This window comes from Kitasatospora sp. MBT66, from assembly GCF_000710405.2.
In the GTDB taxonomy this organism is placed as follows: domain Bacteria; phylum Actinomycetota; class Actinomycetes; order Streptomycetales; family Streptomycetaceae; genus Kitasatospora; species Kitasatospora purpeofusca.
Genome location: NZ_JAIY01000007.1, coordinates 269,088 through 295,104 on the forward strand (window position 1 = coordinate 269,088; position 26,017 = coordinate 295,104).

General features: G+C 74.5%; 25 protein-coding genes. 10 read left to right on the top strand and 15 right to left on the bottom strand.

Features of this window, described 5'->3' with window-relative positions; genetic code table 11:
- Positions 1-89 precede the first annotated feature (89 nt).
- The 4 genes from BI06_RS20720 to BI06_RS20735 are packed head-to-tail and all read left to right on the top strand — an operon-like array spanning position 90 to position 3,698.
- Positions 90-839 carry an ABC transporter permease gene (locus BI06_RS20720; protein ID WP_078880287.1) on the top strand — a complete coding sequence of 250 codons (750 nt, stop codon included), beginning with the start codon at positions 90-92 and terminating at the stop codon, positions 837-839.
- Positions 836-2,119 carry a sensor histidine kinase gene (locus BI06_RS20725; protein ID WP_043470422.1) on the top strand — a complete coding sequence of 428 codons (1,284 nt, stop codon included), beginning with the start codon at positions 836-838 and terminating at the stop codon, positions 2,117-2,119. Before BI06_RS20720 ends, BI06_RS20725 begins: the two co-directional genes overlap by 4 nt.
- Positions 2,120-2,123: 4 nt before the next feature.
- Positions 2,124-2,786, top strand: coding sequence for a response regulator transcription factor (locus BI06_RS20730; RefSeq protein ID WP_030395828.1), 663 nt, complete (start codon positions 2,124-2,126; stop codon positions 2,784-2,786).
- 9 nt (positions 2,787-2,795) lie between these two features.
- The gene (locus tag BI06_RS20735; RefSeq protein WP_030395829.1) at positions 2,796-3,698 is read left to right on the top strand and encodes a 1-aminocyclopropane-1-carboxylate deaminase/D-cysteine desulfhydrase; all 903 of its coding nucleotides are present in this window, start codon (positions 2,796-2,798) and stop codon (positions 3,696-3,698) included.
- A gap of 58 nt (positions 3,699-3,756) precedes the next feature.
- Here BI06_RS20735 and BI06_RS20740 read toward each other — a convergent pair whose 3' ends face one another.
- On the bottom strand, positions 3,757-5,298 hold the full coding sequence (locus BI06_RS20740; RefSeq protein ID WP_051741503.1) for an LCP family protein: 1,542 nt from the start codon (positions 5,296-5,298) through the stop codon (positions 3,757-3,759).
- A gap of 220 nt (positions 5,299-5,518) precedes the next feature.
- On the bottom strand, positions 5,519-5,992 hold the full coding sequence (locus BI06_RS20745) for a MarR family winged helix-turn-helix transcriptional regulator (protein WP_078880288.1): 474 nt from the start codon (positions 5,990-5,992) through the stop codon (positions 5,519-5,521).
- An 81-nt stretch (positions 5,993-6,073) separates the two neighbouring features.
- Here BI06_RS20745 and BI06_RS20750 point away from each other — a divergent pair, with 81 nt between their 5' ends.
- On the top strand, positions 6,074-7,117 hold the full coding sequence (locus tag BI06_RS20750) for an NADP-dependent oxidoreductase (protein WP_043470424.1): 1,044 nt from the start codon (positions 6,074-6,076) through the stop codon (positions 7,115-7,117).
- Positions 7,118-7,494: 377 nt separating this feature from the next.
- The gene (locus BI06_RS20755; protein ID WP_030395833.1) at positions 7,495-7,989 is read left to right on the top strand and encodes a DUF3145 domain-containing protein; all 495 of its coding nucleotides are present in this window, start codon (positions 7,495-7,497) and stop codon (positions 7,987-7,989) included.
- Positions 7,990-8,111: 122 nt separating this feature from the next.
- Here BI06_RS20755 and fabF read toward each other — a convergent pair whose 3' ends face one another.
- From fabF to BI06_RS20780, 5 genes are all read right to left on the bottom strand, one after another.
- On the bottom strand, positions 8,112-9,377 hold the full coding sequence (fabF, locus tag BI06_RS20760) for a beta-ketoacyl-ACP synthase II (RefSeq protein WP_030395834.1): 1,266 nt from the start codon (positions 9,375-9,377) through the stop codon (positions 8,112-8,114).
- 141 nt (positions 9,378-9,518) lie between these two features.
- A complete protein-coding gene (locus tag BI06_RS20765) occupies positions 9,519-9,761 on the bottom strand; it encodes an acyl carrier protein (protein WP_030310143.1) in 243 nt (80 codons plus the stop codon).
- A 79-nt stretch (positions 9,762-9,840) separates the two neighbouring features.
- Positions 9,841-10,875 carry a beta-ketoacyl-ACP synthase III gene (locus BI06_RS20770; RefSeq protein ID WP_030395835.1) on the bottom strand — a complete coding sequence of 345 codons (1,035 nt, stop codon included), beginning with the start codon at positions 10,873-10,875 and terminating at the stop codon, positions 9,841-9,843.
- Positions 10,872-11,819, bottom strand: a complete 948-nt coding sequence (locus BI06_RS20775) for an ACP S-malonyltransferase (RefSeq protein WP_043470427.1) — start codon at positions 11,817-11,819, stop codon at positions 10,872-10,874. Before BI06_RS20775 ends, BI06_RS20770 begins: the two co-directional genes overlap by 4 nt.
- A gap of 90 nt (positions 11,820-11,909) precedes the next feature.
- Positions 11,910-13,106 (bottom strand): CdaR family transcriptional regulator, encoded by a 1,197-nt coding sequence (locus BI06_RS20780; RefSeq protein ID WP_030395837.1) that lies wholly within the window; start codon positions 13,104-13,106, stop codon positions 11,910-11,912.
- Positions 13,107-13,321: 215 nt separating this feature from the next.
- On the opposite strand from BI06_RS20780, the gene BI06_RS20785 reads away from it, so the two are divergent.
- Entirely contained in the window at positions 13,322-14,098 is a 777-nt protein-coding gene (locus BI06_RS20785) for a pirin family protein (protein ID WP_043470429.1), read from the top strand.
- Between the two features lie 52 nt (positions 14,099-14,150).
- Here the strand turns inward: BI06_RS20785 and BI06_RS20790 are convergent, their stop codons facing one another.
- On the bottom strand, positions 14,151-14,984 hold the full coding sequence (locus BI06_RS20790) for a serine hydrolase (protein ID WP_030395839.1): 834 nt from the start codon (positions 14,982-14,984) through the stop codon (positions 14,151-14,153).
- A 105-nt stretch (positions 14,985-15,089) separates the two neighbouring features.
- On the opposite strand from BI06_RS20790, the gene BI06_RS20795 reads away from it, so the two are divergent.
- Positions 15,090-15,545 (top strand): MerR family transcriptional regulator, encoded by a 456-nt coding sequence (locus BI06_RS20795; protein WP_051741505.1) that lies wholly within the window; start codon positions 15,090-15,092, stop codon positions 15,543-15,545.
- Positions 15,546-15,578: 33 nt separating this feature from the next.
- Here BI06_RS20795 and BI06_RS20800 read toward each other — a convergent pair whose 3' ends face one another.
- Positions 15,579-16,169 (bottom strand): TIGR03086 family metal-binding protein, encoded by a 591-nt coding sequence (locus BI06_RS20800; protein WP_030395841.1) that lies wholly within the window; start codon positions 16,167-16,169, stop codon positions 15,579-15,581.
- Positions 16,170-16,270: 101 nt separating this feature from the next.
- Between BI06_RS20800 and BI06_RS20805 the strand changes: the two genes are divergently transcribed.
- The gene (locus tag BI06_RS20805; RefSeq protein WP_043470432.1) at positions 16,271-17,263 is read left to right on the top strand and encodes a YafY family protein; all 993 of its coding nucleotides are present in this window, start codon (positions 16,271-16,273) and stop codon (positions 17,261-17,263) included.
- A 44-nt stretch (positions 17,264-17,307) separates the two neighbouring features.
- Here BI06_RS20805 and BI06_RS20810 read toward each other — a convergent pair whose 3' ends face one another.
- The 6 genes from BI06_RS20810 to BI06_RS20835 all read right to left on the bottom strand — a co-directional run bounded on the left by BI06_RS20810 (position 17,308) and on the right by BI06_RS20835 (position 24,253).
- Positions 17,308-18,519: an alpha/beta hydrolase gene (locus tag BI06_RS20810; RefSeq protein WP_030395843.1), complete on the bottom strand. Its 1,212-nt coding sequence runs from the start codon at positions 18,517-18,519 to the stop codon at positions 17,308-17,310.
- Between the two features lie 253 nt (positions 18,520-18,772).
- Positions 18,773-20,023: an acyltransferase gene (locus BI06_RS20815; RefSeq protein ID WP_043470434.1), complete on the bottom strand. Its 1,251-nt coding sequence runs from the start codon at positions 20,021-20,023 to the stop codon at positions 18,773-18,775.
- Positions 20,024-20,114: 91 nt separating this feature from the next.
- Complete coding sequence (locus BI06_RS20820; RefSeq protein WP_043470437.1) at positions 20,115-21,251, bottom strand: alpha/beta hydrolase; 1,137 nt, start codon at positions 21,249-21,251, stop codon at positions 20,115-20,117.
- Between the two features lie 181 nt (positions 21,252-21,432).
- Positions 21,433-22,107: a response regulator transcription factor gene (locus tag BI06_RS20825; RefSeq protein WP_030395846.1), complete on the bottom strand. Its 675-nt coding sequence runs from the start codon at positions 22,105-22,107 to the stop codon at positions 21,433-21,435.
- A 23-nt stretch (positions 22,108-22,130) separates the two neighbouring features.
- Positions 22,131-23,495, bottom strand: coding sequence for a sensor histidine kinase (locus BI06_RS20830; protein WP_051741506.1), 1,365 nt, complete (start codon positions 23,493-23,495; stop codon positions 22,131-22,133).
- A 92-nt stretch (positions 23,496-23,587) separates the two neighbouring features.
- Positions 23,588-24,253 (bottom strand): TetR/AcrR family transcriptional regulator, encoded by a 666-nt coding sequence (locus BI06_RS20835; protein ID WP_030395848.1) that lies wholly within the window; start codon positions 24,251-24,253, stop codon positions 23,588-23,590.
- A gap of 214 nt (positions 24,254-24,467) precedes the next feature.
- Here BI06_RS20835 and BI06_RS20840 point away from each other — a divergent pair.
- The coding region (locus tag BI06_RS20840; protein WP_043470642.1) for an MFS transporter at positions 24,468-26,017 on the top strand (1,550 nt) is incomplete at its 3' end.

The window sequence follows — 26,017 nt, forward strand, 5'->3', positions numbered from 1 at the left end:
CCGGCGCGAGCCGTACGGCGCCACCACCGCACCCGAGCCGCCACCACCGCACCCGAGCCGCCACCACCGCACCCGAGGGGACCACCACCGTGAACCGCACCGCCCACGCCGTCCGCCGCCTGGCCGTCGCCGAGACCCGGCTGTTCCTGCGCGACCCGATGACCGCCTTCTTCACCCTGCTCTTCCCGGTCGCCCTGTTCGGCGTCCTGGGCTCCGTCCCGGCCCTGCGCAAGGCCTCGCCGGACGCCCACGGCCTGAGCACGGTCCAGCTGTACGCGCCGATCCTCGCCGTCCTCGCGCTGATGATGCTCGGCCTCAACGGCCTGCCCTCGCTGCTGGCCACCTACCGCGAGCGCGGCGTGCTGCGCCGGATGTCCGCGAGCCCGGTGCGCCCGGCGCTGCTGTTCGGGGCGCTGCTGCCGCTGTACCTGGGCATCGCCACCGTCTCCATGCTGCTGGTGACGGCGCTCGCGCCGGTGCTCGGGGTGGGGCTGCCGCGGAGCCCGGCGGCCTTCGCACTGGCCTTCCTGCTCGCCGCCGCCGCGATGCTCTCGGTCGGCCTGCTGCTGGCCGCGGTCGTCCCGTCGGCGAAGGCCGGCAACGCGGTCGGCGCGCTGGCGCTCTTCCCGATGATGTTCTTCTCCGGGCTCTGGCTGCCCCGCGAGTTCGCGCCCGCGGTGCTGAACCGGATCGGCGACCTCACCCCCGGCGGGGCCGCCGCGCAGGCCCTCCAGGACTCCTGGGACGGCCGGTTCCCGCACGCCGTGGCCCTGCTCACACTCGCTGCGTACGCCCTGCTCGCCGGTGCCGCGGCTGCCAGGCTGTTCCGGTGGGAATGATCAAGGCCGACCCGGCGGACGAGGGTTCACTCGGAGCCTGGCAGCGGCGGCTGGACCGTGCTGCCGGGCTGCTCGGCTATGTCGGGCTGCTGATCGCCACCGGGCTCGTGCTGCTGGTCCCGGTGCCGACCGCGCGGTCCGTCCGGGCCACCCTGCCCGCCGCGGCGCTCGCCCTGCTCTGGCTGCTGCTGCGCTCGGCGCTGGACCGCCGCACCCGGCCCGACGGCGGGGCGCGGTTCGCCGGCGCCCACTTCCTCGGGCTGCTCGCGGTGACCACCGTCCTGGTGCTGGACAACCCGCTCTACGGCTTCTTCGCCTTCAGCTGCTACCTGCACGCCGCCCAGTACCTGCGGGGCCCGGCCAGGGTGCTGGGCACGGTGGTGGCGGCCGTCCCCACCGCGCTCGCCCAGAGCGGCGGGGTGCTGCCGACGAGCCCGGGGCAGGTCGGCGGGTTCCTGGCCGTGCTCGCCTTCAACCTGGTGGTGGTCGGGGTGCTGCTCGCGCTGAGCGAGGTCGCCGACCGGCTGAGCCGCCAGCGCAAGCGGGCCAACGCCGAACTCGCGGAGGCCAACCGGCGGCTGTCCGGGATGCTCGCCGAGAACGCCGGACTGCACGCCCAGCTGCTGGTCCAGGCCCGCGAGGCCGGGGCCGCCGACGAACGCCGCCGGTTCGCCCAGGAGATGCACGACACCGTCGCCCAGGGCCTGGCCGGCATCGTCACCCAGCTCCAGGCCGCCGAGCAGGTCCGGGACCGCAGCGCGGCGGACGCCGACCGGCACCTGGCCAACGCCGTCGGCCTCGCCCGGGAGAGCCTCACCCAGGCCCGCCGGGCCGTGCACGCGCTGCGCCCGCTGGAGCTCGAACGGGCCGCGCTGCCGGAGGCGATCGCCGAACTGGTCGGGCAGTGGCGCGAGCGCAACAGCGCCGCCGCCGCGCTGACCGTCACCGGCGAGGCCCGCCCGCTGCACCCCGAGGTCGAGGTGACGCTGCTGCGGATCGCCCAGGAGTCGCTGGCCAACGCCGGCCGGTACGCCCGGGCCTCGCGGGTCGGGCTGACCCTCTCGTACATGCCGGGGCTGGTCACCCTGGACGTCCGGGACGACGGCGTGGGCTTCGACCCGAGGGCCGAGCCGGCCTCCCGGGCCACCGGCGGCGGCTACGGGCTGGACGTGATGCGCCGCCGGGTCGGACGCCTGGCCGGGCGGCTGGACCTGGAGACCGAACCGGGCGCCGGGACGACGGTGTCGGCGACCCTGCCGGCGATCAGTGCGGAGGAGTAGGACCGTGGACGAGGCGACGACGATCAGAGTGCTGCTGGTGGACGACCACCCGGTGGTCCGGGACGGGCTGCGCGGCATGTTCGCCGCCGCCCCCGGCTTCGAGGTGGTCGGCGAGGCCGGGGACGGTGCCGAGGCACTGGTGCTGGTCGCCGCGCTGCGCCCGGACGTGGTGCTGATGGACCTGCGGATGCCGCGGATGGACGGTGTCACCGCGATCCGCGAGCTGGCCGAGCGCGGCCTGCCGGGGCGGGTCCTGGTGCTCACCACCTACGACACCGACGCCGACGTGCTCCCCGCCGTCCGGGCCGGCGCCACCGGCTACCTGCTGAAGGACGCGGCCAGGGAGGACCTCTTCCACGCCGTCCGGGAGGCCGCCCGCGGCGCCTCGGTGATCGCGCCGACCGTCGCCGCCAAGCTGCTCGGCCAGGTCCGGGAGCCGGTCCGGGAACCGGCCCAGGAGCCGCTGAGCCCGCGCGAGCTGGAGGTGCTGGAGCTGGTCGCCGCCGGATCCACCAACCGGGAGGCGGCGGCCCGGCTGTTCATCAGCGAGGCCACCGTGAAGACCCATCTGATCCACGTCTACGCCAAGCTCGGCGTCAAGGACCGCGCCTCGGCCGTCGCCGCCGGCTTCAACCTGGGCCTGCTCACCCCCACCGGTCGCCCGTAAGCTGACCGGATGCTCGAATCCGCGCTGCTGCCGACCCCGCTGGCGGACTGCACCGACGAGGCGCTCGCCCGGGCCGGGGTGGAGCTGCGGCTCAAGCGGGACGACCTGGCGCACCCGCTGGTGCCGGGGAACAAGTGGCGCAAGCTCGCGCCGAACCTGGCGGCCGCCGTCGAGGGGGGACACACCCGGCTGGTGACCTTCGGCGGGGCGTACTCCACCCATCTGCGGGCGGTCGCGGTGGCGGCCGCGGCGCTCGGGCTGGAGAGCGTCGGGCTGGTCCGCGGCGAGGAGCTGGCCGACCGGCCGCGGAACTGGTCGCTGCGGGCCGCCGAGGCGGCCGGGATGGAGCTGGTGTTCCTGACCCGGGCCGAGTACCGGGAGGCCGCCGGCCGGGCCGGCGAAGGCCCGGGGTGGCGCTGGGGCCCCGGCCTGGTGCTGCCCGAGGGCGGCTCCAACGGCCTCGCGGTCACCGGCGCGGCGGAGATCGTCGCGGAGCTGGACGACCTGGGCGGGCGCGACGTGGTCTGCTGCCCGGTCGGCACCGGCGGCACGCTGGCCGGGATCGCGGCCGGGCTGCCGCCGGGGGCGCGGGCGCTGGGGGTGGCGGTGCTGCGCGGCGGCGAGGGGTACCTGGAGGCGGAGGTGAACCGGCTGCACCGGGAGGCGTACGGGCGGGAGTTCGAGGGCTGGCGGATCGACCACGGGCACCACGGCGGGGGGTACGGCCGGGTGCCGGCCGCGCTGGAGGAGTTCGCGGCCGGCTTCGAACGGCGGCACGGGATCGCCCTGGAGCGCCGTTACGTGGCCAAGCTGCTGGCCGCCGTGCACGACCTGGCCGGGGCCGGGGCGTTCCCGCCCGGCACCCGGCTGACGGCCGTGGTCACCGGCCTGCCCGACCCGGTCGACGCCTGAGACGGTCGACGCCTGAGCAGGTCGATGCTGGGCCGGGCAGGGCCGGACGGCCGGGGCCTCAGCCGAAGGTGAGGTCGCTGCAGGGGTCGGTGTCGGCGCTGCGGCTGTTCTCGGCGATGCCGCTGGGGACACCGGTGGGCAGCGGGCCGGTGGCGGCCGGCGGCCCGGTGGGGGCGCTGACGGGAGCGCCGACGGGAGCACCGGCGGGGGCACCGGCGGTGACTCCCACGGCGGCGGGCACGCCGCCGGGCACGGGCCGGGCGGCCGGAGCGGTGGTGGCCGCGGGCACCGGGCGGTAGTCGCGCCCGAGGGTGACCCTGACGCCCTCGGAGCCCGGCTCCGCGGTCGTCCTGGCACCGGGGAAGAGCGCGGCGAGCTGGTCGGCGACGGCCTTGAACGGCGGGTCGTAGGCGATCTCGGTGCGCAGCCGGCCGCCGGTGGTGGCGCCCAGCGAGACGTTGGTGAAGCCCTGGGCGCGGATCGCCGCGGAGCCCGCGCCGGCGAGTCCGTCGGTGCCGACGCCGTTGACCACGGTGATCGTGGTGGCGAGCTGCTCGGGGCTCAGCGGGGTGGCGGCCGGCGCGGGGGTCGCGGCGCCGTCGGTGGCGGCGGGCGAGGGCCCGGTGGCGTCGGCCCCCGGGACGAGGCCGGTGCTCTGGCCGTCCAGGGTGCGGTCCTCGCGGAGCAGCCGCCACAGGGTGTCCACGTCGGGGTGGACCAGGTCGACCCGGCCCTTCTGCACGGTCGAGAGCTGCCAGGGGGTGGTGACGAAGGTGATGTCGGACAGCTTGATCTGCTGAAGCGACTGCGCGAAGTCGACCAGCTTCATCGCGGTGCCGAGGCCCTCGTCGACGGTCAGCGAGCGGGTCGCGGCGTCGGCGAGCGGCAGCAGGGTCGGCAGCGAGAAGCCCTGGGACTGGATCTTGCGGATCATCGATGAGAGGAAGGCCTGCTGACGCTTCATCCGGCCGATGTCGGAGTTGTCGCCGAAGCCGTAGCGGGCGCGGAGGTAGTCGACTGCCGGCTGGCCGGCGATCTTCTGCAGGCCCTTGCGGAGCTTGATGTTGTGCGAGTTGACGTCGTTGGGGACGCAGACCTCCACGCCGTTGATGGCGTCGGTCATCGCGGCGACGCCCTTGAAGTCGACCACGATGGTGTGGTCGATCCGCAGCCCGCTGAGCGCCTCGACGGTGTTCTGGGTGCAGGCCGGGTTCCCCTTGGGGAACTCGCCGACGGTGAAGGCCTCGTTGAACATCTGGTTGGTCCGCGGCTTCGTCCAGTCGCCGCTGGGCAGCCGGCAGGACGGGATGGTGACCAGGGTGTCGCGGGGTATGGAGACGCCGACGGCGTGCTTCCGGTCGGCGTAGACGTGCAGCAGGATCGCGGTGTCCGAGTGGCCCACCCCCACGTCGCCGCCGCCGAGGTCGGAGTTCCCCTCGTCGCGGGTGTCCGAGCCGAGCAGCAGGACGTTGACGGGCACCGAGGCGCCGGGAGCGGTGGGTACCGGGGCGGGCGGGCGCTCGGTGGCGACGCCGCCGGCGTCGAAGGTGCTGATGTTGGTGTCGAGCCGGTGGTAGAACCAGGCTCCGGCTCCGGCCACGGTCAGTACCAGGACGGCCGCGAGTCCTATGACGGTTCGTATGACACGTCGACGGCGCGAGCTGCCGCTCATCCTTCCCGCCCCCCGTTTTCCGTTCTGGGATCCCACCCGGCCGCCGGTCGGCGGGCGGGTGCCTCGTCTTCGAACGTTAGACGTTTCGGGGGAGTGTTCGGTTACCTCCGATCGGCGGACAATTCGGAGGCCCGAGCTGTGATGCTGCTCACGCGCCGGGGCCGGTGGCGCCGGTGAGCATCCGGCGGAGCAGGTCGCGCAGCTGGGTCCGCTCCTCGGAGTCGAGCGCGGCGAGCGGCTCGCGGGCGAAGTTCAGCGACTCGCGGAGCTCCTCGGAGGCGCCCGCGCCGGTCTCGGTGGCGGCGACCAGCTTGACCCGGCGGTCCTGCAGGTCGGGCTGGCGGGTGACGAAGCCGCGGGTCTCCAGCCGGTCCACGATGCCGGTGATGTTGGAGGGCTCGCAGCTGAGCGTCTGGGCGATCTGGCGCATGGGCATCGGCCCGCGCCGCAGCAGTGCGAGGACCTTGGCCTGCGCCCCGGTGAGCGAGCGGGCGGCGGCCGCCTCCTCGTACTCGCGGTGGAAGAGCGCGACCAGGTTGGCCATGAGATCGACGACCTCGCGGGTGATCTCGTCGGTCTGCGGTGCGGTGGCCCGGGTCGGCTGGGTGTCCATGGTTCCCATCATACCTGAACAGTTGACAACGTGAACCTTTCATGCCCATTGTTACTTCACCGACTCAACCTTTTATGTGGGGAGATCATCATGGCCGCCGAGCAGACCGCCGCTCCGGAAGCCCCCGCCACCGCCCGCGAGTGGCACCTCGCCGCCCGCCCCGAGGGCTGGCCCGTCCCGACCGACTTCGCCCTGGTCGAGGCGCCCGTCCGGACCCCGGGCCCGGGCGAGATCCTGGTCCGCAACACGGACCTGTCGGTCGATCCCTACATGCGTGGCCGGATGAACGACACCAAGTCCTACATCCCGCCGTTCAGGATCGGCGCGGCCATGGACGGCGGCGCCGTCGGTTATGTGGTGGCCTCGGAGGCCGAGGGCTTCGCCCCGGGCGACGCGGTGCTGCACGGGCTCGGCTGGCGCGAGTACGCCACCCTGCCCGCCAAGCATGCGGTCAAGGTGCCGGAGATCGAGGGCGTTCCGCTCTCCGCCTACCTCGGTGTGCTGGGCATGCCCGGCCTGACCGCCTACGCCGGCCTGCTCGCCGTCGGCGCCCTCAAGGAGGGCGACCGGGTCTTCGTCTCCGGCGCGGCCGGCGCGGTCGGTTCGATCGTCGGCCAGATCGCGAAGCTCAAGGGCGCCTCGCTGGTGGTCGGTTCGGCCGGCTCGGCGGAGAAGGTCGACCGGCTGACCGGGGAGTTCGGCTTCGACGCCGCCTTCAACTACAAGGACGGCCCGGTCGGCGAGCAGCTCGCCAAGGTCGCCCCGGAGGGCATCGACCTCTACTTCGACAACGTCGGCGGGGAGCACCTGGAGGCCGCGATCAACGCCCTGGGCGTGCACGGCCGGGCCGTGCTGTGCGGCGCGATCGCCCACTACAACGACACCACCGCCGCCCCCGGCCCGCGCAACCTGATGCAGGTCATCGGCAAGCGGCTGCGCCTGGAGGGCATCCTGGTCGGCGACCACGACGCGCTCCGCCCGCAGTTCGTCGCCGAGGTGGGCGGCTGGCTCCAGGAGGGCAAGCTGCGCTCCGAGGAGACCGTGGTGGACGGCTTCGAGAACGCCGCCCAGGCCTTCCTGGACATGCTGCGCGGTGCCAACACCGGCAAGATGGTGGTCCGGCTGAAGGACTGACGCCCCGTCGGGTCCGGCCGCCTCGCAGCTGCCTCGCTACCGCCTCGTACCGGCCATCGCCGGTGCGAGGCGGTTTGCGTACCCGGCGGAGGGGATCCGGCCGCACTACCGCATTCCGGCCGGATCCGAAAGTGCGTCAGCACCGCCGCGGGGAGGCGCGGTACGGTGGTCCCGCCTGGCGATGGGGCCGTTCGGGGGAGAGATCCCACCGGGGGGTGGACCTCGTTGCGGATTCGACTAGCATTGAGCGAAAGCCTGTCCGTTTTGCTCAATTTAGTGGCTTAATGTCGGCTAACGTGGGTAACTGTGGATCAACTACGGGCACGAACGCGAGGCAGCTGGGGAAGGCGACCCTCGTCCACAGCCTGGAGGTCCCGGTGACGACACGTGGAGTCCTGTACGTCCACTCCGCGCCCCGCGCGCTGTGCCCGCACGTCGAGTGGGCCGTCGCGGGGGTGCTCGGTGTGCGGGTGAGCCTGGACTGGATCCGCCAGCCGGCCGCGCCCGGACACTGGCGCGCCGAGCTCTCCTGGCAGGGCGAGCCCGGCACGGCCTCGAAGCTCGCCTCCGCGCTGCGCGGCTGGCAGCTGCTGCGGTACGAGGTCACCAGCGAACCCTGTGCCACGGCCGAGGGCGAGCGCTACAGCAGCACGCCCTCGCTCGGCATCTTCCACGCCGTCACCGGCATCCACGGTGACATCCTCATCCCCGAGGACCGGCTGCGCGCCGTCCTGCTGCGCTCCCGCAGCGAGGGGGCGGACCTCGAGGGCGAGATCGCCATGCTGCTCGGCAAGCCCTGGGACGACGAGCTGGAGCCCTTCCGCTACGCCGGCGAGGGCGCCCCGGTGCGCTGGCTGCACCAGGTGGTCTGACCCGCCGGGGGACAACGACGACGAGGAGGGGCCGGCGCTCAGTGCGAGCGCCGGCCCCTCCTCGTCGAATGCGTCCGGATACGGCCCGGATGTGGTCCGGTCTGCGGGCCCCGGCCCCGGGGTCAGCGGGAGCGGAAGGCCAGCACCACGTTGTGGCCGCCGAAGCCGAACGAGTTGTTCAGCGCCGCGATCCGGCCCTCGGGCAGCGCGCGGGCCTCGCCGCGGACGATGTCCGCGTCCACGTCGTCGTCCAGCTCCTCGACGTTGATGGTCGGCGGGGCCAGGCGGTGGTAGAGGGCCTGCACGGTGGCGACGGTCTCGATGCCTCCGGCGCCGCCCAGCAGGTGACCGGTCATCGACTTGGTCGCCGAGATGGCGATGTGGTCGAGCTCCTCGCCCAGCTCCTTGCGGAGCGCCTTCAGCTCGGCGGTGTCACCCTGCGGGGTGGAGGTGGCGTGCGCGTTGACGTGCACGATCTCGGCCTTGTCGAGCTGGTTGCGCTCGAACAGGTCGGCCAGCGCGCGGGCCACGCCGGCACCGGTCGGCTCGGGCTGGGCGATGTGGTGGGCGTCCGAGGACAGGCCCTGGCCCACCGCCTCGCAGTAGATGCGGGCGCCGCGGGCCTCGGCGTGCTCCACGGACTCCAGCACGACCACGCCGGCGCCCTCGCCGAGCACGAAGCCGTCCCGGCCCTTGTCGTACGGGCGGGAGGCGCCCTCGGGGTCGTCGTTGTTCTTGGACATCGCCATCATGTTGGCGAACGCGGCGATCGGCAGCGGGTGGATCGCCGCCTCGGTGCCGCCGGCCACCACGACGTCGGCGCGGCCGTTGCGGATCATCTCGATCGCGTAGCCGATCGCCTCGGCGCCGGAGGCGCAGGCGGAGACGGGGGTGTGCACACCCGCGCGGGCGCCGACCTCCAGGCCGACGTTGGCCGCCGGGGAGTTGGGCATCAGCATCGGGACGGTGTGCGGGGAGACCTTGCGGGCGCCCTTCTCCTTCAGCACGTCGTACTGGTCGAGCAGGGTGGTGACGCCGCCGATGCCGGAGGCGATCACGGCGCCCAGGCGCTCCGGGGCCAGCTTGGAGGACTCGTCGGTGGCCGGGGTCTCGAAACCGGCGTCGGCCCAGGCCTCGCGGGCGGCGATCAGCGCGAACTGCGCCGAGCGGTCCAGCTTGCGGGCCAGCGGTCGGGGGAGGATCTCGCCCGGCTCGACGGCGGTGCGCGCGGCGATCCGGACGGGCAGCTCGGCGGCCCACTCCTCGGTCAGGACAGCCACCCCGGAGCGCCCGGCGAGCAGGTTCTCCCAGGTGGTGGCGGCGTCGCCGCCCAGCGGCGTGAAGGCGCCGATACCCGTGACGACCACGGTACGGTTTTCAACGGTCACTGGATCTTCTTCTCTCACGTTCGTGCGGGGTCGGCGGCGGGCCGAATGTGGGCCCGGCCGGGCGCCCGGTGGGCGTCCCGGCCGGCGGGTCGGCCGACCCGGTGGAGTCGGCCGATCTCAGGCATCGACAGAGTCGACGGCTCAGGCGTTGGTGAGGATGTAGTTCACCGCGTCGCCGACGGTCTTCAGGTTCTTGACCTCGTCGTCCGGAATCTTGACGTCGAAGCGCTCCTCGGCGGCCACGACGACCTCGACCATGGACAGCGAGTCGACGTCCAGGTCGTCGGTGAAGGACTTGTCGAGCTCGACGTCCTCGGTCGGGATGCCGGCGATCTCGTTGACGATCTCGGCGAGACCTTCCAGAACCTCGTCCTTGGTAGCCATACTGGCTGCTCCTCTTCGGTGTTGAATGCGGCCGCCCGGCGGACGGACGCAGGTTTGTGGTGGATCGGGCGGAAAACGCCTAGGGGAGCGTAACGACCGCCGCGGCGTACACGAGACCCGCCCCGAACCCGATGATCAGTGCGAGGTCCCCGCTGCGGGCCTCGCCGCTCTCCAGCATGCGTTCCATCGCGAGCGGGATGGAGGCCGCCGAGGTGTTCCCGGTCTCCGCGATGTCGCGGGCGACCGGCACCGACTCGGGCAGCTTGAGGGCCTTGATCATGGCATCGGTGATCCGCATGTTGGCCTGGTGCGGGATGAACGCGCCGAGCTGGTCGGCGGTGATCCCGGCGGCGTCCAGCGCCTGCTGGGCCACCTTCGCCATCTCCCAGACCGCCCAGCGGAAGACCGTCTGACCCTCCATCCGCAGGGCCGGCCACCTGGTCTCCTCGCCGGCGCCGTTGATGGCGTCCTGCTTGGCGAAGGCGGTGTCCCAGGCCTCGGTCTGCGAGATGACGTCCTTCTGCGAGCCGTCCGAGCCCCAGACGACCTTGCCGATGCCGGGGGTGTCGGACGGGCCGACGATCGCGGCGCCGGCGCCGTCGCCGAAGATGAACGCGGTCGAGCGGTCCGAGGTGTCGGTCAGGTCGCTGAGCCGCTCCACGCCGATCACCAGCACGTACTCGGCGCTGCCGCCGCGCACCATGCCGTCGGCCAGGCCCAGGCCGTAGCCGAAGCCCGCGCAGGCGGCCGAGATGTCGAAGGCCGGGGCGGTGCCGCAGCCGAGCCGCTCGGCGATCTCGGTGGCGACGGCCGGGGTCTGCTTGAGGTGCGAGACGGTCGCGACGATCACGCCGCCGATCCGCGCCGGGTCGATCCCGGCCTGGGCGATCGCCTTGCCGGCGGCCTGCACCGACATCTCGGCGACGGACTCCTCCGGACCGGCCCAGCGGCGCTCGGCGATCCCGCTGCGGGTGCGGATCCACTCGTCCGAGGACTCGATCCAGGTCAGCACCTCGGCGTTCGGGATCACCCGGACCGGCCGGTAGCCGCCCACACCGTGGATGCGCGAGTACTGCGCACCGGTGACGGGGCGGATCTGGGGGGTGTTGCTCATGCCTGCTCCTGCTCCTGACCGCCGTGCTCCGCGACCAGGGCGAGGGCCTTGTCCAGGTCGGCGGGGGTCTTGAGGGCAAGCGTCGCCACACCCTTGAGGTTGCGCTTGACCAGTCCGGTGAGGGTGCCCGCCGGGGCGAGCTCGATGACGGCGGTCGCACCCAGCTGCTGGATGGTCTCCATGCAGAGGTCCCAGCGGACCGGGTTGGACACCTGCGACACCACTCGGCTCAGCACCTCGGCACCGGAGGCGACCACCTGGCCGTCCTGGTTGGAGATGTAGGCGACCTCGGGGTCGGCGACCGTCAGGGTCGGGGCCAGCTTGGCCAGCCGCTCGACGCCGGGGGCCATGTGCGAGGTGTGGAAGGCTCCGGCCACCTTCAGCGCGACCAGCCGGGAGCCGGCCGGCGGGTCCTCGCGCAGCGCGTCCAGCTGCGGCAGGGTGCCGGCCGCGACGATCTGGCCGCCGCCGTTGTTGTTGGCCGCGGTCAGGCCGTGCTCGGCCAGCTTGGCCGCGACCTCCTCGGCGTCGCCGCCCAGCAGGGCGAGCATGCCGGTCTCGGTCGCCGCGGCGGCCTCGGCCATGGCCAGGCTGCGCTCGCGGACGAAGGTGAGGGCGTCGTGGGCGCTCAGCACCCCGGCGCCGGCGGCGGCGGTGATCTCGCCGACGCTGTGGCCGGCGACGGCGCCGACCAGCTTGCGGGCGGCGTTCTCGTCCGGGAACAGCGCGCGGGCGGTCACCAGTCCGGCGGCGACCAGCAGCGGCTGCGCGACGGCGGTGTCCTTGATCTCCTCGGCGTCCGCCTCGGTGCCCGCGCGCACAAGGTCGAGCCCGGCGACCTCCGACCAACCGCGGAGGCGGTCGGCGACGCCGTCGAGCTCCAGCCAGGGGCTGAGGAAACCGGGGGTCTGGGCACCCTGTCCAGGGGCGACGATTACGAGCACGGTTCAACCCTCTCTCGCCAGGCGCCCGGGGGCGGGTAGGCGACGGTAACGAAGAAAAGCATCCGGGATTGTAAGGTCCCTACAGCGTGGTCAGCTCGACTCTCCCGTGGCCGTGAGCCGCCCCAGCGCCAGTGCGATACGCAGGGTGAAGGCCGAACGTACGTCGGAGGGAGCGTAGCCCGTGACGTCGGTCACACGTCGGAGCCGGTAGCGCACCGTGTTGGGGTGGACGAAGAGCATACGGGCGGCGCCCTCCAGTGACGAGGCCTGCTCCAGGTAGACACTCAAGGTCTCCAGGAGTGCCGAACCGGCTTCGTCCAGCGGTGTGTAGATCTCCTCCACCAACTGACGCCGGGCCGCCTGGTCGCCCGCGAGCGCCCGTTCCGGCAGCAGGTCGTCCGCCAGTACCGGCCGCGGGGCGTCCGGCCAGGCCGCGCAGGCCCGCAGGCCGGCCGCGGCGGCGTGCGCCGAGCGGGTCGCCGAGAGCAGGTCGGGCACGGTCGGGCCGACCACCACCGGACCGGCCGCGAACTGGCCGATCAGCGCCCGGGCCGCGTGCACCGGCTCCTTGTCGCCGCCCACCACGACCACCAGGCGCTTGCCCAGCACCCCGGTCAGCACGTGCAGCTTGGCGTACCTGGCGGCCCGGCGGATCGCCTCCACCACCAGCTCGCTGTCACCGTCCGGCGCGGAGCCCATCACCACCCGGACCTGGCTGGGCTGGCCCCAGCCGAGCGCGGCGGCCCGGGACAGCACGCCCTCGTCGGCGTCGCCGGAGAGCAGCGAGTTGACCACCAGGGCCTCCAGCCGGGCGTCCCAGGCGCCCCGGGCCTCGGCGGCCTGCGCGTACACCTGGGCGGTGGCGAAGGCGATCTCCCGGGCGTAGACCAGCACCGACTCGCGCATGTCGGCCTCGTCGCCGGGGGCGGCCACCTCCTCGATCGCCTCCTCCATCACCTCGATGGTGGTGCGGATCAGCTCGACGGTCTGGCGCAGGGTGATCGCCCGGGTCAGCTCGCGCGGCGCGGTGCCGAAGACGTCGGTGGAGATCGCCTGCGGGGCGTCCGGCTTGCGGTACCACTCGGTGAACGCGGCGATACCGGCCTGGGCGACCAGGCCGATCCAGGACCGGTGCTCCGGCGGCATCCGCCGGTACCAGCCGAGCTGGTCGTCCATCCTGGCGATCGCGGCGGAGGCGAGCTTGCCGGAGGACTTCTCCAGCCGCTTGAGGGTCGCGGCCCGGCGCTCGGCGCGGTCGGCGGCGAGCCGGCGCTCCTGCGCGGTCAGGCGCGGTGCCGCCCGCCCGGGCCGGTCTCTCCCGGCACCGGACGTCGGGCTCTTCCCGTTCCTGTCGGGGGCGGTCGGATCGCTCTTGGAGTTCGCGGAGGCGGCTGGCACAGGGACAAGACTGCCTCACCGGAGTGACTGCTCGTGCACAGGCCCCGGCGGACGGGCGGGGTGGTGGCGGTCACACCCGCCGCGGGCGGCACTACGGTGGGGCCGTGACCGATGCCCCAGCCCGTCCCAGGGCCGATCTCCGCCGTACCGCCGAGCGCTACCTCTCGACCCCCGCCGAGGGCGTCGAGACCCGGCACGCGTTCTCCTTCTCCGGGCACTACGACCCGAGGAACACGCACTTCGGGGCCCTGCTCGCGTGCAACGAGGAGCGGCTCGCCCCCGGCGCCGGCTACGACGAGCACAAGCACCGGGACACCGAGATCCTCACCTGGGTGCTGGAGGGCGCGCTGGCCCACCGGGACTCGCGCGGGCACAGCGGGGTGGTGCGGCCCGGCATGGTCCAGCACCTGGGCGCGGGCTCCGGCGTCAGCCACACCGAGCGCAATGTCGGCGGCGCGCAGGGCCCGGTCCGCTTCGTCCAGATGTGGCTCCAGCCGGACGTGTTCGACGCGCCGCCGGTGTACGGGCTGCGCGGGGTGGAGCGGACGGCCGAGGGGTTGACGCTGCTCGCCTCCGGGCTGGCGCGGGACGCCGGCACGGAGGCGCTGCGGCTGCGGCGCGGGGACGCCGCGCTGTGGCTGGTGACCGCCGGGCCGTGGCAGCCGCTGCCGGCGCTGCCGGCCGCCGCCTACCGCTACGCGCATCTGACGGCGGGCTCGCTCGGCTACCGGACGGTGCCCGGGCCGCAGGGCGGCGGCCGTTCGATGGTGCCCGGCGACAGCGTGCGGATCACCGGGGACGCCTTCGCGGCGCCGACGGCCGGCGAGGACGGCGCGGAGCTGCTCCTGTGGGAGATGCACTCGCCGGTCTCGTACGGCTGACGGCGCCGCCGCTGTCGTACTGACTGCTGCCGTACTGCTGGTACTGCCGCCGTCAGCCCCGGAGTTCGGCGAGGACGGCGTCGGAGAGCACCGGCCAGACCTCGGCCGCCCACGGGCCGAAGTCGAGGTCGGTGAGCGCGACGCAGGCCACCCCGGCCTCCGGGTCCACCCACAGGAAGGTGCCGGACTGGCCGAAGTGGCCGAAGGTCGCCGGGGAGTTGGTGGTGCCGGTCCAGTGCGGGGCCTTGCCGTCGCGGATCTCGAAGCCGAGGCCCCAGTCGTTCGGCCGGCGGTGGCCGAAGCCGGGCAGCACGCCGCCGGTGCCCGGGAAGGCCACCTCGCGGGTCGCCGCGTGCAGGGTGCCCGGGTCGAGCAGCTTGGGCGACTGGAGTTCGGCGGCGAACCGGGTGAGGTCGGCGACGGTCGACAGGCCGCCGGCCCCGGCGGGGGTGCGGTGCGCGGTGTTGATCAGGGTGGCGTCCATGCCGAGCGGCTGGAACACGGCCTCGGCGGCGTACCGGCCGAACTCGATGCCGGCCGCCTCCTCCAGGGTCCGCGCCAGCACGTCGAAGCCGGCGTTGGAGTAGAGCCGGCGGTTGCCCGGCTCGGCCATCACCCGGTGCTCGTCGAAGGCCAGGCCCGAGGTGTGGGCCAGCAGGTGCCGGACGGTCGAGCCCTCGGGCCCGGCCGGGTCGTCCAGCTCGAAGACGCCCTCCTCGACCGCGACCAGCACGGCGTACGAGGTGAGCAGCTTGGTCACCGACGCCAGCGGGAACAGGTGGTCCTGCGGCCCGTGCGCCCCCAGCAGCGCGCCGTCCGCGCCCCGTACGACGGCCGCCGCCGCGTTCGGTACCGGCCAGGTCTCGATCTTCCGCAAGCTCTCCATGGGCCAAATCTAACCGGGCCGCCCGCCCCGCCGGGATGGCAGGCTTGGTCCGACCGCACTCCACGGCGCCGGTGGCGTCGGCACGTTCAGCACGGGGGGACCGAGATGACCGTACTCGCAGCGATCGAGGCCGGACGGCGCACCTGCGGCGAGGTGTTCCGCAATCCGCTCGGTGCGCCGGACCGGACGCCGCGGCACACCATCGGCGAGGTGTCGGCGGCCAGCGGGCTGACCGCGCACACCCTGCGCTGGTACGAGCGGATCGGCCTGCTGGACCCGGTCGACCGCTCGGCCTCGGGCCAGCGCCGGTACAGCGACGGGGACCTGCACCGGCTGGCCTTCCTGGGGCGGCTGCGGCTGACCGGGATGCCGGTGGCGGACATGCTGCGGTACGTCGAGCTGGCCCGCGAGGGCGACCGGACCTCCGCCGACCGGCGCGATCTGCTGCTCGCCCACCGGGAGGAGGTGCGGCAGCGGATCGCGGACCTGCACGCGACCCTGGCCGTGCTCGACCACAAGATCGATCTGTACGACGGCCGGGTCGCGCGCCTGGCGCCGTGAGGCGGGACCGGGACAGGGACCGGGGCTGGGGCGTCAGACCTCCCGGCCGAGGTACGCGGCGAGCCGGGTGTACGGACCGGCCTCGGCGGGGGCGGTCCGGACCGGGCCGAACGGCACGTCGCCGCCGCGCGGTTCGGCCGGCAGCACGGCCAGCGCGATGCCCAGCGCGGCCTCGGCCAGCCGCTCGTCGAGCCGCTCGTCCAGCGGGGGGTCGGTGTCGAGGGCGCGGGCGATGTCCCAGGCGTGGGTGACGGTCTCCAGCACGTAGCCGCCGACCGCGGCCCGGCCGGGCACCTCGCCCCAGGGGGCGAAGGTCGGGCGGTCGAGCTTGGCGTCCTCGGCCCAGGCGGCGGTCACCCGGGCCCGGGCCCGGCCGAGGGCGGCCGGCCAGCCGTCGTCGGGGAGTTCGCCGGTCGCGGCCGCGACGTCCTCGCAGTGGCCGCCCTCGCCCATGTAGGCGAGCCGGTGGACGCCGCCGACCACATGGCTGAGCAGGGTTCGCAGGTCGTACTCGGTGCACGGGGTGGGCCGGTCCAGGGTCTCCGGGGCGGCCTCGGCGATCAGCTTCTCCAGCTGGTCGAGGGCGAGCAGGTACAGCGGGCGCGGGTCCTGGGTGGTGTCCATGGGAACGTTCGACTCCAGTGGTGCGGAAGGTTTTTCGGTACGGAGGCAATCTCCCGGTAAAACCTGACAAGCGCCGTCATGATTTCTGGGATCCTCGGGACATGAAGGCCGACCGCCTGCTCTCGATCCTGCTGCTGCTCCAGACCCGCGGCCGGGTGCCCGCCACCGAACTGGCCGAACGGCTGGAGGTGTCGGTGCGCACCATCTACCGCGACGTCGAGGCGCTCTCGACGGCCGGCGTGCCCGTCTACACCGAACGCGGCCGGCACGGCGGCATCAGTCTGCTGCCCGGCTACCGCACCGACGTCAGCGGCCTGACCGCCGACGAGGCGCGCGCCCTGTTCGTGCTGTCCGCCCAGGGCGCGCACAGCGACCTCGGGCTGGACGGCGCGCTGGGCTCGGCGCTGCGCAAGGTGATGGCCGCGCTGCCCGCCCCGCACCGGCCCGGCGCCGAGCGGATCAGCGAGCGGATCCTGGTCGACCCGGCGCGCTGGCTCCAGGCCGGCGCCGCGCCCGGGCCCGACCTCGGCGAGCTGCAGTACGCCGTGTTCGCCGACCGCCGCCTGCGGCTGCGCTACCGGCACAGCGGCTCGCCCGCCCCGGCGGAGTACACCGTGGACCCGTACGGCCTGGTCAGCAAGGCCGCCGTCTGGTACCTGGTGGCCGATCTGCGCGGCGAGCCGCGGCTGTTCCGGGCCGACCGGGTGCTGTACGCGGAGACCGCCGAGGAGTCGGTGCGCCGACGGCCGGGGGTGGGGCTCGGCGACGTCTGGACGGTGCTGCGCGAGCAGGTGGAGCGGCTGCCCAAGGAGTTGACGGTGCGGGTGCGGGTGCGGCGCGGGCGGCTGGACATGTTCGTCCGGATCCACGGCTCCCGGCTCATCGCGCCGCCGCCGGAGAGCGGGGGCGGCGCGCCCGAGGAGTGGGTCGAACTCGCGCTCGGCTTCCAGTCGTTGCCGGCCGTGCGGGCCCTGCTGGCGTTCGGCGCGGACGCCGAGGTGCTCCATCCGCCGGCCGCCCGCCGGGAGATGGCCCGGACCGCCGCCGACGCCGTCCGGCTCTACCAGGAGGTGCGCCGGGTCGACCCGGCCTGACCCGACGCGACCCGACCCGACCCGACGCGGGGCGGTTCGGGGCCTCAGGCCTCGGGGGCCGGGCGGAGCACGTCCTGGTCCCGGCCGAGGGCGACGGCGGCGAAGTTGTACAGGCTGTCGGTGCCGGTCGCGAAGTAGCCGTTGTGGCCGGAGGAGTGGGCCGAGGAGAGCCGCTCGGCGCCGAAGTCCAGCGAGGTCGGGTCGGCGCCGTGGCCGAGTCCGCCGACCTCCAGGTAGGGCACGTTGCCGATCCAGTCGGTCTCGTTGCGGGTCGCCCAGACCCGCACCCCGCCGCCCAGCTCGGAGCGGCTCTCCACGCCCATGCCGGGGGAGCCGAAGACCACCATGTCGGTGACCCCGCCGGTGTCCGCCGGGGAGGTGGCCGCGCGGGGGATGTCCGGCGCGGCCGTGCCGCAGACCACCGAGCCGTAGGAGTGGCAGAACAGCGCGGGCGGTGCCTGCGGGCGGGTGGTCTCCTTCAGCCCGGCGAGCAGGCGGCGCAGCCGGGGCGCGCCGACGTCGGCGAGCCGGGCGGTGACCGCGTCCGGGCCGAGGCCGGAGGGGGTGACGTAGCCGGTCCAGGCGACCACGGCGGTACGGGAGCCCGGGGACTGCCGGTGCTCCTCCTCGTACAGCGCGCGGGCCATCCCGGCGGGGGAGCGGAGCGGTTCCACGGCCTGGTCGAAGTGGCCGAGGTCGGCGTCGGAGCCGGGGACGAGCACGGCGATCCGGTCGGCGGTCCCGAGGTCGCCCCAGACCTCGGTCAGCAGGCCCCGGCCGCGCGGGTCGAAGGCGAGGATCTGCCGGCCGGGGGCGAGCAGGCTCTGCACGTCGTTGGCGCGGGAGACGGCCAGTGCGCGCTGGTCCCGGTCGAGCTTCGGGTCGGCGGCGCGGGCCCGGGCGTGGTCGCGCTCGGCGGCCAGCGCCACCCGGTTGGCCCGGTAGCGCAGGGCGAGCGGCGCGCCGTCGTAGTTGCCGACGACCAGCGGGTAGGCCGCGACCAGCCGGTCGGTCGCGGCCGCGGTGAGCCGGTCGAAGAACTCGGCGGCGGCGGCCGGCGCGGTGGTGGCCGGGTCGGGCAGGTCCTGCCCGTAGGAGTGGTCCTCGACCCAGGCGGCGCTGCCGGCCGGCGGCGTGGAGATGGCCAACTGCTCGGTGGCGGCGGCTGCCTGGGCGGCGGCCGCACCGGCGTCGGCGAGGACGGCGGCGCCCGCGAAGGCGCCGATCAGGACGTGCTTCCACCGTCGACGGCGCATCGTCTCAGCTCCCAGAGAGTCCCGTCACCGATCCCGGACGGGGCCCGAGGGTGGTACGACTGCCAACTTTCAGCGCAAGCCTAGGGGTCCGGAGCGGCGCCCGGACCGCCTTAAACTGTGGGATGGATCACATGAACGCCGGGTGACCCGGAGGGGTTTCGGTCGTTCGCGGGGAAATCGGCGGCTGCGGACCGGTTCGTCCCCCCTGACCGGTCCGCAGCCGCCGCCCGTCGACGGGCCCGGGCCCGCGCGTTCAGACCACGCCGAGCGCGTACGCGGCGAAGAACGCCGCCGCCGCGCCGGCCGCCGCCTTGGCCGGCCGGGAGAGCGCCGTCCACGGGCCGTCGAACCGGCGGGTGAACCACCCGATCCCGATCAGCACCGCGCCGAACAGCGGCAGCAGCGCCAGTCGCAGCGCCACCCAGCCGAGCGAGTCCGGTGCCACCGTCAGCCCGGGCACCGCGCCGAAGGCGGCCGCGCCCGGCACGGCGACGGCGAGCATCGCGCTCTGGTGCCAGCAGAAGATCGTCATCGCGGAGAGGTTGACCGCCACCACCGGCAGCCACAGCAGCGGACGTCCGGCCAGCAGCCGGCCGAGCCGGTCGCGCAGCAGCACCGCCGCGCCGCACTGGACCGAGGCCAGCGCCAGGACCAGCAGGGACGGCGGGTGCGAGTTGGTCCGGGCGGCGCCCGGGACCCCGACCATCGACGCCGGGTAGTGGAACACCAGCAACAGCGCCGCGAACAGCACCGCGCCCCCGCCCAGCAGCAGTCGCGCCGCCGGACGGCCCAGCCGGCCCGCGGCCCAGAGCACGCCCAGCTGGTAGCCGAACAGCCAGCCCGGAAGGATGTTCAGCAGCCCGACCCAGGACGGCACCGACTCCGCCCACGGCCCGTACCGCAGCAGGTCGACCGCGGCGACCGCGGCCAGCGGCAGGCCGGCGGACCAGCCGCCGAGCCGGCGGGCGGCGCTCGCGCAGAGCGGGGTGAGCGCGGTCAGTCCGAGGTAGACCGCGATGTACCAGAGCGGCTGCACCACCAGCGTGGACCCGGTCCGGACGGTGTCGGCGGGCACGCCGAGGCGCGGCAGCAGCGGGATCAGCAGGGCCCAGACGGCGGCCACCCCGAGCACCGGGCGGAGCAGCCGCACCGTCCGGCTGCGCAGCCAGCCGGCCGTGCCGGTGCCGCGGGCCCGGGCGCGTTCCAGCGAGCGGACCGCGGAGTACCCGCCGACCAGGAAGAACACCCCGAGCAGTTGCAGCCCCCAGCTGGCCGGGGCGAAGAAGCCGAGCGCGGGGGAGGACAGCGGGCTGGCGTTGTGCAGGGCGCCGTCGGCGGAGCGGGTGAAGCCGCCGAGCAGCCAGTGGCCGACCGGGACGGCGAGCAGGGCGAGGGCGCGCAGGCCGTCGAGCGCGCGGTCGCGGCTCTCGGGGGTGCGGGCGTCCACCTGGCGGGCGGCGCGGTGCAGGGGGGCCAGCAGGGGGGTCAGAGGGGAACCGGGCATGACGAGGTCTCCGTTCGCGGGGTGCGGCGCGGCGGTCGTGGAGCAGGGGGAGGAGAAGGGCGCGGGGGCCGAGGACTCAGTGGCCGAGGGCTCAGTGGCCGAGGGCGAGGCCGGCGAAGGCGGCTAGCGAGGCCGTGCCCGGGGCGAAGTAGCCGGAGTGGCCGCGCGAGCCGGTGGACGGCAGCGGCCGGGCGCCGAAGGCCGGGTCGGTGGGGTCGGCGCCGTGGCCGAGCCCGAGCAGCCGGACGAACGGCACCCTGCCGATCCAGTCGGAGTCGTTGCGGGCGGTGGCCCAGAGCGGGACGCGCGGGTCGAGTTCGGCGGCCGAGTCGACGCCGAGGCCGGGCGAGCCGAGCACCACCACACCGGAGGCCAGCTCCGGGCCCGGGCGGGCCAGCCCGCAGACCACCGAGCCGTAGCTGTGGCAGAACACCGTGGGCGGGGCGTCCGGGCGGGTGCTGACGGCGAGTCCGTCCAGCAGCCGGGTCAGCCGCCCGGCGCCGGCCCGGGCCAACTGCTCGGTGGCGGCGTCCGGGCCCAGGCCGAGCGGGGTGGTGTAGCCGGCCCAGGCGATCACCGCGGTCCGTCCGCCGGTCGCCCCGTACAGGGCGCGGGCCATGCCGACGGGGGTGCCGTAGGGGTCGCCGGTACGGTCGAAGGTGCGCAGGTCGATGTCGGAGCCGGGCACGACCACCGCGACCCGGCCGGCGGTGGCGAGGTCGCCGAACACCTCGGCGACCAGGCCCCGGCCGCGCGGGTCGAAGGCCAGGAACCGGCGCGGGCCGCCGGGCGCCGACCCGTCGAGCAGGGCGCGGTAGCGCTCCGCGTGCTCCCGGGCGTCGGCGTGGTCCTGCGGGGTGAGCGCCGGGTCGACGGCCCTGGCCGCGGCGCGGTCGCGTTCGGCGGCGATCGCCAGGGTGTTGGCCCGCAGCCGCAGCTCGACGGGCGCGCCGTCCAGGTTGCCGACCACCAGCGGGTGGCGGACGGCCAGCGCCTCCCGGGCGGCGGGCGGCAGCCGGGCGAAGAAGGCGGCCACCTCGGCGGGGCGGGCGGTGCCCGGGTCGGGCAGCGGCAGGCCGAGGGTGGTGTCGGCGACCCACTCGGTGCTGCCGGGCGGCGGCCCGGGCACCGCCCGCTCGCCGCCGGCGGCCCAGCCGCCCACGCCCAGCGCCGCGACCAGTGCCAGCGCGGTGGCCGCCAGTGTGCGTCGGATTCGCTGCTTCCCCATGTTCGTTCCCTCCCGGGCCGTTCGGCTTCGACAGGAGGGGACGGTAGGAACCAGGTGGCCCCGCGGACGTCACACCGCGGGGCCAACTCCCGGGTGCTACCCGGGTATCAGGAGGTTCTCCCCCGGGGGAGAACCCCACCCCGGGCCGGGGGAGAGCCCCGGAGCGCTTCGGAGGCGCGCGTCATTGCCCGGGCGTCACCAGGCCGGACTCGTAGGCGAGCACCACCGCCTGGGCGCGGTCGCGCAGGTCCAGCTTGGCCAGGATCCGGCCGATGTGGGTCTTCACGGTCTGCTCGGCGAGGACCAGGCCGGCGGCGATCTCCTGGTTGGACAGGCCCCGGGCGATCAGCTCCAGCACCTCGGTCTCACGCGGCGTCAGGCCGTTGAGGCGCAGCTTCGGGTCCCGGCGCCGGGCCGGCCGGGTGCGGGCGAAGTCCTCGATCAGCCGGCGGGTCACCGAGGGCGCGAGCAGCGCCTCGCCGGCCGCCACCACCCGGACGGCGGCGATGAGGTCGGCCGGCGGCGCGTCCTTGAGCAGGAAGCCGCTGGCGCCGGCCCGCAGCGCCTCGTAGACGTAGTCGTCGACGTCGAAGGTGGTGAGCATCAGCACCTTGGGGCGGTGGGCGCCGGGCACGGCCGGGTCGAGCAGCCGCCGGGCGGCCTCCAGGCCGTCCATGACCGGCATCCGGACGTCCATCAGCACGACGTCCGGGTGGGTGCGGCCGGTCACCTCCAGGGCCTGGGCGCCGTCCGCCGCGTCCCCCACCACGTCGATGTCGCTCTGCGCCCCCAGCAGGGCGGCGAATCCGGCCCGTACCATCGCCTGGTCGTCGACGATGATCACGCGGATGGTCATACGGTGCTCTCCCCGGGGGCGTTCTACGGTCCGGCCGGCGTCCCGTCCGGATCGGGGGACGCGGTGCCGTTCGGCCGGCTGTCCTGCGACCGAGTATCCGTCAGACCGGTGACGGGCAGCACGGCGGCCACCCGGAAGCCGCCGTCCGCCAGCGGGCCGGTGTCCAGTTGCCCGCCCAGCAGCCGGACCCGTTCCCGCATGCCGACCAGCCCGTGGCCGGTGCCCTCGGCCGAGCCCTCCAGCGACTCGCTGCGCTCGGGCGGGGCCGCGTTGACCACGGTGACCAGCAGGGACTCCCCGGTCGCGGTCAGCGAGACCCAGGCCCTGGCGCCCGGGGCGTGCCGGACCACATTGGCCAGCGCCTCCTGGACGATCCGGTGGACGGAGAGGCCGACGGCCGGGGGCAGCGCGTCGTCCGTCAGCTCCGGGTCGAGGGCGAGTTCGGCCGCCACCCCGGCCCGGCGCACCGTGTCGACGAGCTGGGCCAGCTGGCCGATCCCCGGCTGGGGCGCCGTCTCGGCACCGGAGTCCTCGCTGCGCAGCACGCCGAGCAGCCGCCGCATCTCGGTCAGCGACTCGCGGGCCGTCCCGGCGATCGCGGTGAACTCCTCCGCCGCCTCGTCCGGGACCCCGGCGATCCGGTACGGCGCGCTGGCCGCCTGCACGGCGATCACCGACATGTGGTGGGCGACCACGTCGTGCAGCTCGCGGGCGATCCGGGCGCGCTCCTCCAGCAGGGTGCGGCGCTCGCGCTCGGCCTCGCTGATGTGCTCCTGCTCGGCGAGCCGCCGGGCGGCCTCGGCGCGTTCGCGCAGCGCCCCGCCGAGCACCAGGACGGCGCCGGACAGGGCGGTGGCGAGCAGGCTGTTGTCCCCGCCGAAGCGGTCGGTGAAGCCCAGCAGGGACATCGCCAGGCTGACCGCCGCGGTCGTCAGCCAGACCGCGACCAGGGTCCGCCGGGGCTCGCGCAGGGCCAGCGGCAGCATCAGGAAGAGGTAGCCGATCAGGACCGGCGGCGGCCACGGCCAGGGGCCGGTGGGGCCGGTGCCGACGGTGAGGACCGCCAGCGCGGTCAGCAGGTCGGCGCCGCCGATCATCCACCAGGCGGGCAGCGGCCGGGTCAGGGCGAGCAGCAGCGGCACCGTCTGGGCGACCGAGAGGGCGGCGGCCAGGCCGACGGAGATCCCGTAGTCGCTGCTGAGCACATTGATCCCGCTGGGCAGCAGCGAGGCGATCGCGGCCACGGCGGCGAGGTAGGGGAGGCGGCGGACCCAGGGGCGCGGGGACTGGCCCAGCAGCGGGGTGTGGTCCGCGGCGGGGCGGGTCAGCGGGGCGAGCAGCGCGCGCACCGGACCGGCCGGGGCGGGCCCGGCGAACGGCTTGATCATCCGGTCAGCCTAGGGCGGGCGGGGGCCGCCGGCGTCCCCCCGGGGTGCCGGGTCCCGGGTAGTACTCCGGTAGGGGGCGGGCGATGTGCGCGCTAGGAGCGCCAGTCGCCGACCAGGGCGGGGCCGAGCTGGTCCAGGTGGCGGTCGATCAGCGCGACCATGCCCTCCGGCCCGATGTCCTCCTGGTCGCAGGTCCAGGACAGGTGGGCGGCGCGCAGCACGGCGCCGAACGCGGCCGCGAGGACGGCGGGCCGCAGGTCCTCGGCCGGGTCGAGGCCCTCGCGCTCGGCGAGCACCTGGATCACCACGCGCTCCTGCTCGGCGACCCGGCGCAGGTGGGCGGCGAGCAGGGTCGGGGTGTCCTCGATCATCCGGATGAGCTCCAGCGCGGCGTTCACCGAGCACGGTCCGGTGGGGTGGGCGGAGCCGCGCTCGCGCCAGGAGCCGACGATCGCGGCCCGCAGCGCCCGGAGCGGGCCCTCCTCGGCGGGGCGGGCCCGCAGCAGCTCGATGAAGTGGTCCTCGGCCTCGGCGAGGACGGCGAGGGCGACCTCGTCCTTGTTGGCGAAGTAGCGGAAGAAGGTGCGCTGCGAGACGTCGACCGCGGAGGCGATCTCGTCGACGGTGGTGCTGGCGAAGCCCTGCCCGAGGAAGAGCCGGTGCGCGGCCTCGATGAGGGCGTCCCGGGTGCGCTGCTTCTTCCGCGCGCGCAGCCCGGGCTCCGGAGAGGCGGCGGGAGGGGCGGACCGAGCGGCCATGGCGGGCGCCTTCCGGAGGGTGATGGGGCTGGTGTTCCGGAGGCTACTGTAGCCCTCTGACAAATGGCAGACAGCAGCAGAAGGCAGTGTTTGCCGAATGTCAGTGGCTGACATAATCTGCCGGAGTGGCGCCCGTCGGGCCGGGTACTCGTGGGGACGGGTGGGCCGGGGCGCCACGACCACGTCCGCCCGCAGCCAGCCCCGGAGGGCCCAGATGAGTCAGTCCCTCACCAAGAGCGCCGAGGCGGACACGCCGCCGTCCGGCACTTCGCCGGGTGGGAGGAGCCTCCAGGGACACCCCTGGCTGACCCTGCTCACCGTCGCCGTCGGCGTGATGATGGTCGCCCTGGACGGCACGATCGTCGCCATCGCCAACCCGGTGATCCAGGCCGACCTCAAGGCCGCGCCCTCCGAGATCCAGTGGGTGACCAGCGGCTACCTGCTGGCCCTCGCGGTCTTCCTGATCACGGCCGGCAAGATCGGCGACCGGTTCGGCCACAAGAGCACCTTCCTGGTCGGCGCGGTCGGCTTCGCCGCCACCTCGGCCGCGATCGGCTTCGCCGGCAACATCCAGACCGTGATCGCCTGCCGGGTGCTGCAGGGCCTGTTCGGCGCGCTGCTCCAGCCGGCCGCGCTCGGCCTGCTGCGCGGGGCCTTCCCGGCCGAGAAGCTCAACATGGCGATCGGCATCTGGGGCGGCGTGATCGGCGCCTCCACCGCGGCCGGCCCGATCGTCGGCGGCCTGCTGGTCGAGCACGTCAACTGGGAGTCGGTGTTCTTCATCAACATCCCGGTCGGCCTGCTGGCGCTGGGCCTCGGCCTGTGGATCCTCAAGGACGTGCGGGCCGAGAACGCCGCCAAGTCCTTCGACATCCCGGGCATCGTGCTGCTCTCGGTGGCGATGTTCGCGCTGGTCTTCGGCATCATCAAGGCCCCCGAGTGGGGCTGGGGCGACGCCTCCACGCTGCTCCTGCTGGGCGGCGCGGTGGTGCTGATGGTGCTCTTCGCGCTCTGGCAGGGCAAGGCCCGCGAGCCGCTGATCCCGCTCGCGCTGTTCCGCTCGGTGCCGCTGTCGGCGGGCGTGCTGCTGATGGCCCTGATGGCCTTCGCCTTCTTCGGCGCGATCTTCTTCGTGACCTTCTACCTGCAGAACGTGCACGGTATGACGCCGGTCCAGGCGGGCGTCCACCTGCTGCCGATGACCGGCATGATGATCGTCGGCTCGCCGGTGGCCGGCATCGCGATCGGCAAGCTCGGCCCGCGGATCCCGATCGTGGCCGGCATGCTGATCACCACCGTCGCGATGTTCGGCATGTCCACCCTGGACTCCGGCTCGGGCAACGGCGCGATGGCGCTCTGGTTCGTCCTGATGGGCCTGGGCATCAGCCCGGTCATGGTCGGCGCCACCGAGGTCATCGTCGGCAACGCGCCGATGGAGCTGTCCGGCGTCGCCGGCGGCCTCCAGCAGTCCGCGATGCAGGTCGGCGGCAGCCTCGGCACCGCCGTGCTGGGCGCGCTGATGGCCGCCAAGGTCACCGACGTGCTGCCCGGCAACTGGGCGAAGGCCGGGCTGCCCCCGGTCGAGCCGTCCCAGAGCGAGGGCCTCAACCAGGCCGCCCAGCTCGGCATCGCCCCGCCCGCCCCGGCCGGGACCCCGCAGCAGGCGGTCGACGCGATGGCCGGCGCCGTCCACGACTCCTTCGTCAGCGGCATGTCGCTGGCCTTCGCGGTCGCCTCGGTGGTCGCCTTCGCCGCCGCCGTGCT

Bases quoted from the DNA above. Each gene is read 5' to 3' on its own strand.
- BI06_RS20725 (WP_043470422.1), top strand. From the start codon at position 836: ATGATCAAGGCCGACCCGGCGGACGAGGGTTCACTCGGAGCCTGGCAG.
- BI06_RS20735 (WP_030395829.1), top strand. From the start codon at position 2,796: ATGCTCGAATCCGCGCTGCTGCCGACCCCGCTGGCGGACTGCACCGAC.
- BI06_RS20745 (WP_078880288.1), bottom strand. From the start codon at position 5,992: ATGGGAACCATGGACACCCAGCCGACCCGGGCCACCGCACCGCAGACC.
- BI06_RS20750 (WP_043470424.1), top strand. From the start codon at position 6,074: ATGGCCGCCGAGCAGACCGCCGCTCCGGAAGCCCCCGCCACCGCCCGC.
- BI06_RS20765 (WP_030310143.1), bottom strand. From the start codon at position 9,761: ATGGCTACCAAGGACGAGGTTCTGGAAGGTCTCGCCGAGATCGTCAAC.
- BI06_RS20770 (WP_030395835.1), bottom strand. From the start codon at position 10,875: ATGAGCAACACCCCCCAGATCCGCCCCGTCACCGGTGCGCAGTACTCG.
- BI06_RS20790 (WP_030395839.1), bottom strand. From the start codon at position 14,984: ATGGAGAGCTTGCGGAAGATCGAGACCTGGCCGGTACCGAACGCGGCG.
- BI06_RS20795 (WP_051741505.1), top strand. From the start codon at position 15,090: ATGACCGTACTCGCAGCGATCGAGGCCGGACGGCGCACCTGCGGCGAG.
- BI06_RS20800 (WP_030395841.1), bottom strand. From the start codon at position 16,169: ATGGACACCACCCAGGACCCGCGCCCGCTGTACCTGCTCGCCCTCGAC.
- BI06_RS20805 (WP_043470432.1), top strand. From the start codon at position 16,271: ATGAAGGCCGACCGCCTGCTCTCGATCCTGCTGCTGCTCCAGACCCGC.
- BI06_RS20810 (WP_030395843.1), bottom strand. From the start codon at position 18,519: ATGCGCCGTCGACGGTGGAAGCACGTCCTGATCGGCGCCTTCGCGGGC.
- BI06_RS20815 (WP_043470434.1), bottom strand. From the start codon at position 20,023: ATGCCCGGTTCCCCTCTGACCCCCCTGCTGGCCCCCCTGCACCGCGCC.
- BI06_RS20820 (WP_043470437.1), bottom strand. From the start codon at position 21,251: ATGGGGAAGCAGCGAATCCGACGCACACTGGCGGCCACCGCGCTGGCA.
- BI06_RS20825 (WP_030395846.1), bottom strand. From the start codon at position 22,107: ATGACCATCCGCGTGATCATCGTCGACGACCAGGCGATGGTACGGGCC.
- BI06_RS20830 (WP_051741506.1), bottom strand. From the start codon at position 23,495: ATGATCAAGCCGTTCGCCGGGCCCGCCCCGGCCGGTCCGGTGCGCGCG.
- BI06_RS20835 (WP_030395848.1), bottom strand. From the start codon at position 24,253: ATGGCCGCTCGGTCCGCCCCTCCCGCCGCCTCTCCGGAGCCCGGGCTG.